The sequence below is a fragment of the Kitasatospora griseola genome (assembly GCF_014648555.1).
Taxonomy (GTDB): domain Bacteria; phylum Actinomycetota; class Actinomycetes; order Streptomycetales; family Streptomycetaceae; genus Kitasatospora; species Kitasatospora griseola.
This window is the reverse complement of the sequence record NZ_BMRI01000006.1, coordinates 228753-235825: the sequence shown is the minus strand read 5'-3', so window position 1 is coordinate 235825 and position 7073 is coordinate 228753. Positions and strand designations below refer to the sequence as shown.

9 protein-coding genes and 1 pseudogene are annotated in these 7073 nt (G+C 71.4%); 4 read left to right on the top strand and 6 right to left on the bottom strand.

What is annotated here, in order from left to right; translation table 11 throughout:
- Positions 1-260, top strand: a pseudogene (locus IEZ12_RS38160) (flavoprotein); the annotation flags it as partial.
- A gap of 20 nt (positions 261-280) precedes the next feature.
- On the opposite strand, the gene IEZ12_RS10650 reads toward IEZ12_RS38160, so the two are convergent.
- From IEZ12_RS10650 to IEZ12_RS10640, 3 genes are all read right to left on the bottom strand, one after another.
- Positions 281-1180 carry a S8 family serine peptidase gene (locus IEZ12_RS10650; RefSeq protein WP_189271778.1) on the bottom strand — a complete coding sequence of 300 codons (900 nt, stop codon included), beginning with the start codon at positions 1178-1180 and terminating at the stop codon, positions 281-283.
- A 608-nt stretch (positions 1181-1788) separates the two neighbouring features.
- Positions 1789-2799, bottom strand: a complete 1011-nt coding sequence (locus IEZ12_RS10645; protein WP_189271777.1) for a cyanobactin maturation protease PatG family protein — start codon at positions 2797-2799, stop codon at positions 1789-1791.
- A 17-nt stretch (positions 2800-2816) separates the two neighbouring features.
- Complete coding sequence (locus IEZ12_RS10640) at positions 2817-3047, bottom strand: hypothetical protein (protein WP_189271776.1); 231 nt, start codon at positions 3045-3047, stop codon at positions 2817-2819.
- Positions 3048-3259: 212 nt separating this feature from the next.
- Here IEZ12_RS10640 and IEZ12_RS10635 point away from each other — a divergent pair, with 212 nt between their 5' ends.
- Entirely contained in the window at positions 3260-3535 is a 276-nt protein-coding gene (locus tag IEZ12_RS10635) for a hypothetical protein (protein ID WP_189271775.1), read from the top strand.
- A 6-nt stretch (positions 3536-3541) separates the two neighbouring features.
- Here the strand turns inward: IEZ12_RS10635 and IEZ12_RS10630 are convergent, their stop codons facing one another.
- Positions 3542-4549, bottom strand: a complete 1008-nt coding sequence (locus IEZ12_RS10630) for a radical SAM protein (RefSeq protein WP_189271774.1) — start codon at positions 4547-4549, stop codon at positions 3542-3544.
- A 19-nt stretch (positions 4550-4568) separates the two neighbouring features.
- Positions 4569-4922 carry a hypothetical protein gene (locus tag IEZ12_RS10625; protein WP_189271773.1) on the bottom strand — a complete coding sequence of 118 codons (354 nt, stop codon included), beginning with the start codon at positions 4920-4922 and terminating at the stop codon, positions 4569-4571.
- Between the two features lie 348 nt (positions 4923-5270).
- On the opposite strand from IEZ12_RS10625, the gene IEZ12_RS10620 reads away from it, so the two are divergent.
- The gene (locus IEZ12_RS10620; protein WP_229847413.1) at positions 5271-5519 is read left to right on the top strand and encodes a DUF397 domain-containing protein; all 249 of its coding nucleotides are present in this window, start codon (positions 5271-5273) and stop codon (positions 5517-5519) included.
- A gap of 184 nt (positions 5520-5703) precedes the next feature.
- Positions 5704-6630: a Scr1 family TA system antitoxin-like transcriptional regulator gene (locus tag IEZ12_RS10615; RefSeq protein ID WP_268250243.1), complete on the top strand. Its 927-nt coding sequence runs from the start codon at positions 5704-5706 to the stop codon at positions 6628-6630.
- Positions 6631-6662: 32 nt separating this feature from the next.
- On the opposite strand, the gene IEZ12_RS38155 is transcribed toward IEZ12_RS10615, so the two are convergent.
- Positions 6663-7073 (bottom strand): SAM-dependent methyltransferase (locus tag IEZ12_RS38155; protein WP_229847412.1); only part of this gene is annotated, 411 nt, incomplete at its 5' end.

Here is a 7073-nt window from a genome sequence, read left to right as displayed (position 1 = left end):
CCGCCGGGACCTGCGACACGCTCGCCCTCGGCGTGTTGACCGAAGGGATCGGCCTGCGCCTGCCCATCGTCGCGCTGCCGCACTTCAACACGGCCCTGGCCGCACACCCCGCCGTCCGACGCAGCGTCACCGTCCTGCGGGAGGAGGGAGTGACGGTGCTCCTCGGAACGAGCGGCTTCACGCCCCACCCGCCGGAGCGGGGGAACGTCGCCGCCTACCCGTGGGCGACCGCCGTCGCCGCCCTGCCGACGAGCAGGTGACCGACCCCGTCGGTCGGAGATCAGCCCCGCAGGTGCTCGTACGCGGCCCGGGCGTCCAGCAGCGGCGGCACCACCGAGCGCCGTGCGGACGGGCGGGCGGCGCCGCGGAGGACGGCGGCGCGGACCTCGGCCGGGGTGGCGTGCGGGAAGCAGGACAGCAGCAGGGCGAGGGTCCCGGTGACGAAGGGGACGGCCACGCTGGTGCCCGAGAGGACGAGCGGGCGTTCGGCGGGGTTCAGGTGCACCACGGCCCGTCCCGGTGCGCCGACACCGCGGGCGCCGATCGAGCCGCCGAGGTTGGACAGGTCCATCGGGCGGCGCAGGCTGTCGTACCCGACGACCGGGATGGTCCAGGGGTGGCGGGTCAGCACGGAGCTGCCCAGCCGGCCCTGGTTGCCGGCCGCGACGACGGTGAGTACGCCGCGCGCCGCCGCGTGGTCCAGGGCGGCCGTCAGCTCGCGGTGCCCGCTGCTGGACGGCCGCTCGGGCGCGACGCTCAGGTTGAGCACCCGGGCTCCGGCGTCGACGGCCTGGACGACGGCGGCGGCCAGCTCCTCGATCGAGGCGTCCAGCGGGGTGGGACAACCGGCCGGTGCGGCAGGCGGGTCGGCGCGGTGGCCGGCGAAGACGGGGCGGATCAGCAGCGTGCAGTCGGGGCAGATGCCCGGCGACGGCGAGGCGCGGTCGGCGCTCAACACGCCGGCGACGAAGCTGCCGTGCACACAGGGGCCGTCGCCGGCGGTCGCGCAGACCGGCCCGCCGGCGGCGTTCGGACGGCCGGGCAGAACATGCAACCGCCGCCCGGCGAAAGCGGGTTGTCCGACGGCGACCAGGCCGTCGAGCAACCCGACGGCGACCTCCGGCCGGCCGGCACTGCGCGCCATCAGCGGCACCAGCCCGACCAGATCGAGCGGCCTCACCCGTTCGAGTCCGGCGGGCAGAGGGCGTGGCAGTTGCTCAAGCAGGTCCGGCACCCCCGGCTGAACGGATGATTGCTGCAGGACAGGAAGCAGGTGAAACGGCACTTGGTGACGCAGAACGGGCTGATCGAAGACCCCGCGCCCCTGCCCGACCGTGCGGACGGCACCAGGGTGTTCACACCTGCCGGCCCACCCCGGGACGGTCCGGGGCGGTAGTGCCCCCGGCTCCGGTAGACCGCCGCTTCGGCGGTGAAGCCTGGCATCCTCATCGGTACACACCTCGTCTCAGAACAGATTCACACTGTCGGTGGGCCCAGGCAGATATCCATGCAGGGGGTGAAGCACACGTCGCACTGCTCGCTGAGCGGGTTGTGGCAGAACGGCCGGCATCGGTTCTCACACCGCCGGGCGCAGACCATCTCCTTGTCGAGGGTGCCCGTCCGCTGGACGGCTCCAGCCTGTGGCACCATGCCCGGCTTTCCCTGTGCCTGGGCGCCGTACCCCGTCCAGCACTCTCCGCTGCCTCGGTGGGTCACCGTGTCCGCGGTGAAACCCGGAATGCTCATCGTCGCTCACCTCGTCTCGGCCGGTGGCCGGTCGGTGGCCGGTCAGCGGTCGTAGTAGGGCGTCAGTTTCGTCACCACGAAGGGGAACTCCTCGGTGCAGTCGAGCCGCACGAAGTACTTCTCGGTGACGTCGTTCCGGCGGTGTGTGTAGGAGAGCACCACGTCGAGGATCCGGCGGGCGCCGCTCAGCCTGGAGTCGAAGACCTCGACCGCGCTGAGCGCGGAGTCGGCCGCGAACGCCGCCACGGTCCGGTGGTAGATCTTCTCGTACCGGACGGCCAGGTAGTTGAGCGCGCGGTGCTCGTCGGTGTCTCCGGCGTTGTCGCCCATGTGCAGGATCCGCCTGAGGAGTTCGTGGGAGGCGGACTCGAACCGGTCGGCCGGGATCGCTGCGGGCCGCTCGATCGCGCGGATCAGCTCCGCGCCGTCGAAGGAGTAGAGCTGGTCGAAGAAGACCACGGGGAGTGTCAGGCCGTTGCAGAGCGACGGCGGCGCCAACGGCCCCCGCAGGCCGATCACCACGTCCAGGTCCGTCGGACGCGGGTCGGGCCGGACGGCGTCCACCAGCAGCGCGACGTCGGCCGGATCGCGGGGGCGCAGCAAGTAGGTGTCGATGCCCTGGATGTTCAGCACGTAGCACAACTGCCGTGCGAGGTAACGGTTCTCGGGCCGGGAGATGATCGAGTGCACGGTCTGGCGGTCGGTCAGCCCCGAGGTCTCCGCGCGCCCGACGGCCTGCGCCAGCTCCTTCTCGACCCCCAGGCTCGGGAAGCGGAAGTCGACCTGGCCGATCGCGTAGACGAAGGTGGGCCGGTCCGATTCCCGTTGCCCCTCGGTCGTGTCGGCGCCCGAACCGCCGCACCCGCAGGCCGGGACGACCGGCGCGGACGCGGGTTCGAGGCGGCCGGGCGGATCCGTCCAGCTGCCGCGGAGGTCGGGGTCCGGTGCCGACTGCCGTTCGTCCGGCGGTGGTTCGGGCACCTGCCGGTCCGCTCCCGGCGCTTCCGGGGGGCGGCTCTGCACCGGCTCGCTGAAGTCCTGGTCCTGTTCCATCGCTGGCTCCTCGGAGGTCAGTTCCGCTGCCGACGACTCGGCCCACCGGACACGACCAGCAGGCGGTTCAGCGCGGCGGCACGCCGCTCGCACCCGCCGCAGGGCCGGATGCCCAGCGTCGAGGTGACCCGTTTGACGGCGTCGCCGAGCCCGATGTCCTCGTCCGTGACGAAGCCCGGCAGCCGGACCCGCCGCGGCGCACTCCCGGCGGTCTGTTCGCGGCGGTCGCGCCTCTCGCCCGTCGTCATGTCGGACACTCCTCACCTGGTGGGGACGCAGGACACCACCCGCACGCCGAGACCGTTCCGGAGACCGTGACCCACCCCACCGGACGTGCACACCCCCGACGTCCCGCACTTCCAGGCTGCGTCCGCGCCCCCGCCCGCGCACCTCGGCGGGCCGCCCTGGCCTGGAGAGCGAGGGCTCCGGGCCCCACGAGGCCGAGACGGGAGGATCCGCCATGACCATCCCCGGTTTCCGCGCCGAGGCCGCCGTCCGACTCCGCACCGGGGCGCACCGGCCCCGCGGCCGGCCCCGCGCCGCGCCCGCCGACCGGATCGCGCCGATGTTCACGCAGGAGCAGCTCGACCTGATCAACGCGTGCGAGCACTCCTACGACATCTGCGAGCAGGGGTGCGACCCGCTCCAGGACGACTTCGACGCCTGGCAGCCGTGCAACACCGACTGCCTGCAGTCGTGGAGGATCTGCATGAACCCGGATCCGGGTTCGCAGTGAGCAGCGTCAACCGACGAGGTTCGCCGCCCGCGAGGCGCGGGTGACTTCGTCGTACCAGTTCACGAAGGCGGGCCCGTGCTCGCCCGCCAGGTCGGCGTGCACGCTCCGGCACAGGCTGCGGAACGGGGCCGGGTCCCAGCTGCGGGCCTGGGCGGACAGCGGCGCTTCGTGCAGGTTCCCGAGGGCGAACCGGCGGTCGAACCCGTAGGCGAAGGGCACGACCGTGCCGTCCGTCTCGACCACGAGCGGTGACAGCCAGGAGCTGAGCCGTTCGACCGGCCCGTCTCCCCGAACGTCGCCGTCGTCGAGCAGGAAGCGGTCGGCCTGGGACACGAGGTTCCCGCGTTCCACCAGGTCGAGCTGGATCACGAGGTCCGTCGAGGTCCGCAGCCGCGCGGCCTCCAGCACCGAGAAGAGCATCTCGGTCACGTCGGGCACCGCGTCGGGAAGGGCCTCCACCGCGTTGCCCTCGGCTTCGAGCGGGTGGATCTGCAACAGGGTCGCCCCTGCGGCGACGGCGAAGTCGGCCACCCAGGCCAGCTCGTGGATGTTGAACTGGGTCAGGGTGAAGATGAAGCCGAACGGGATCCCGGAGGCCCGGACCAGCGGGAGCCTGCGCTCCATGGCCGTGAAGCTCCGGGGATCCCGGCGCATCCGCACGTGACTGTCCGGCACGCCGTCCAGCGAGATTGCCAACACGTCGACCAGACCGGCCAGTTCGGACAGCCGGCGGCCGGTGAGCAGCATGCCGTTGCTGGTGACGGTGGTCCGCATGCCGTGCGAGCGGGCCGTTCGCAGCAGCTCGTCCAGCGGCCGGTAGAGCGTCGGTTCACCCCCGGACACCCCGAGCACGTCGTACCCGAGGGCCGCTGCGTCGGCCACCGCCCGCTGCAGGACGGGCAGTTCGGTGGTCTCCGCGACATCCGGCCCGGAGGAGGAGTAGCAGTGCAGGCAACGGAGGTTGCAGCGCCGGGTCGGGTGCACCTGCAGGAAGGCCCGGCCGGGAAGAGTCATCGGGGTGTCCGGTCGGGGATCAGTGGACGAGGTTGCCGGACCCGACGGCCACCTCGATGATCTGGGCGTCGACGACCGGCGGGAGTCCGCGGGTCAGCACGGTGAAGGCACTGTTGTGGGCGACGTTCGTCCGGTGGGCCAGGTCCACCATCTGCTGGACCACCGACCCGATCTGCGCGCCCTGGCTGTCGCTGTCGGCCCGGAACGTGGCGTGCAGGCCGTCGGGGCGGGGGATGCCGCGGATGAGGATCCGCTCCAGGACGAGCTCGGACGTGATGTCGGCGAGGCCCGAGACGAACTCGTCGCTGATCGGCTGGCCGGCGTCGCGCCAGGCCTGCAGCAGGGCCTCGGATCCGCGCTTGGCGTTGGTCATCGCTGTCCTCCGGTGACGGGGAAGGGGGAAGGGGGAGTCCCGGGGGGAAGTCTGTGTGCGACTCGCCGGGCCGGACAAGCCACCACGCGGGTGAAGAAGGCGACGTCGGGGATGGTGGGGCGAGCGATGTCGACCGTGCCGGTGATATCAGAATGCGATCATTGTTTTTCGGCTTCGATTTCGGATCACCCTATCGGGGAGTGGCGTTGTTCGATTTTTGGGCGCAATGATTCACTTCGCCGCCCCGGGCAATTGCACGTGGGATTGCCCGGGTCGCTGATCTGCGGAGGTCCGAAAAAGTATGACTGGCGGACCGGCGGGCGGGATTCATCGGAGAGGAGACGTGCCGTGGACGTTGTCGGAGCGTTCTACAACGGAATGCCGGCGGACGGCATCGACTCGCCCCACCCCTGGCAGGTGGCGCAGAAGAGTCAAGGTTCCGGCGAGTGCGTGGAGTTGCGTCGCCTGGCGGACGGTCGGGTGGCCGTGCGGCAGAGCAAGGACCCGTCCGGTCCGGCGCTGATCTTCACACGGGCGGAGATCGACGCCTGGCTCGACGGCGCGAAGCGGGAGGAGTTCGACCACCTGTTGGCCTGATCGAAGGGGGTTTCCCCGCTCCGGGAAACCTCCGGTATGACGCAGTGGCCCTCCTTGTGCCAAGCTTGCCGATCTAATTGGCTTGTGCAAGGGGGGCCCTTGTGGTCGCTGACATGTTCGACGGCGAATATTCGAACGAAAATGTGATCCCGATTTGCCGGGGTCGTGACTCGGGCGCGCCGGAATGGTCTGTTCCCGCCGCGCAGGTCGGCATCGACCTGCGCCGGAATGGTCTGTTCCCGCCGCGCAGGTCGGCATCGACCTGCGGGTGCTGCGCGGCGGGCGGACCTTGGCGTGGGTGGCGTCACGGGCCCACATCTCGGTGTCGAAGCTGAGCCGGATCGAGAACGGTCAGCGCCGGCTGAACAACCCGGAGGACGTCGCCCGCATCCTCGACGCCCTGGAGGTGGAGCACGGGCCCCGTCGCGCACGCCTGACGGAACTCGCGGCCGCCGCCTCGCAGAAGAGCCAGCCCGGCTTCCACCGGGACGCCGGGGCGGGCGCGCAGCAGCGGCTGTCCGGGATGGTGCAGGAGGCCCGGCAGCTGATCGCGGTCGACTCCCAGGTGGTTCCGGGCGCCCTGCAGACCAGGGCGTACATGGAGGCCGTCACCAGGGCCACGCTGGTGCGCAGCCGGCAGCACGAGGTGCCGGGCGTGGTCAGGTCCCGCCTGGTGCGGCAGCGGGTGGTGTTCGAGTCGGGGATCCGGGCGGTGTTCTGCATGCAGCAGGCCGCGCTGCACCGGGTGATGGGCAGTCACGCGCTGATGGTGGACCAGCTGGAGAAGCTGCTGGAGTACACCGAGACGCCGAACATCGGCGTCCGGATCATCCCGGTCGAACTGCCGCTGGCGCTGCAGGTGACGAACCTGACCAAGCTGGACTTCGACAAGCCCGGGACGATCACGGAGCTGATCTACGTGGAGACCGGCGACCGGGAGGGCCACTACTACTACCCGGACCGGGCGGAGGGCTCGGCGGGCTTCGAGGACTACAAGGAGATCCTGAACGACGTCGCGCTGCGCGCCCGCCGCCGGGAGCCCAGCCGGGAGCTGATCCGCGCCGCGATCGCCTGGCACGGCGAGCGGGCGGGGAGCCGGCCGGCGCAGTGAGTGCGGCCGGGCCCGCGCATCGGCGGGCGGTGTCACAGGACGACGGCGAGTCCGCCGAACTCGATCCACTCGTCGGTACGTTGCCGCGGGTGGACGTCGCGGTCCGGACGCCAGTGCGTCACGTCCAGGAGGCCCGGCTCCTCGATCCGCAGCCGGTCGAGGTCGAAGAACGCCCGCACCTCGCTCTCGGTGCGCACCCGGCCCCACTTGCCGCCGGTGCCGTCCCGCATGAGACGGGTGACGTCCTCGCGCATCCGCTCGTCGTCGCTGACGAGCTGGCACACCACGACGACGCTGCCGGCGGGGAGCGCGTCGACGGTGCGGCGGATCATGGCGGCCGGGTCCTGCTCGTCGGTGAGGCAGTGGGTCACCGACACGAACAGCGCCGCGGTGGGTTCGCGCAGGTCGATCAGGGAGCGGAAGTCCGGGTCGGCGAGGATGTC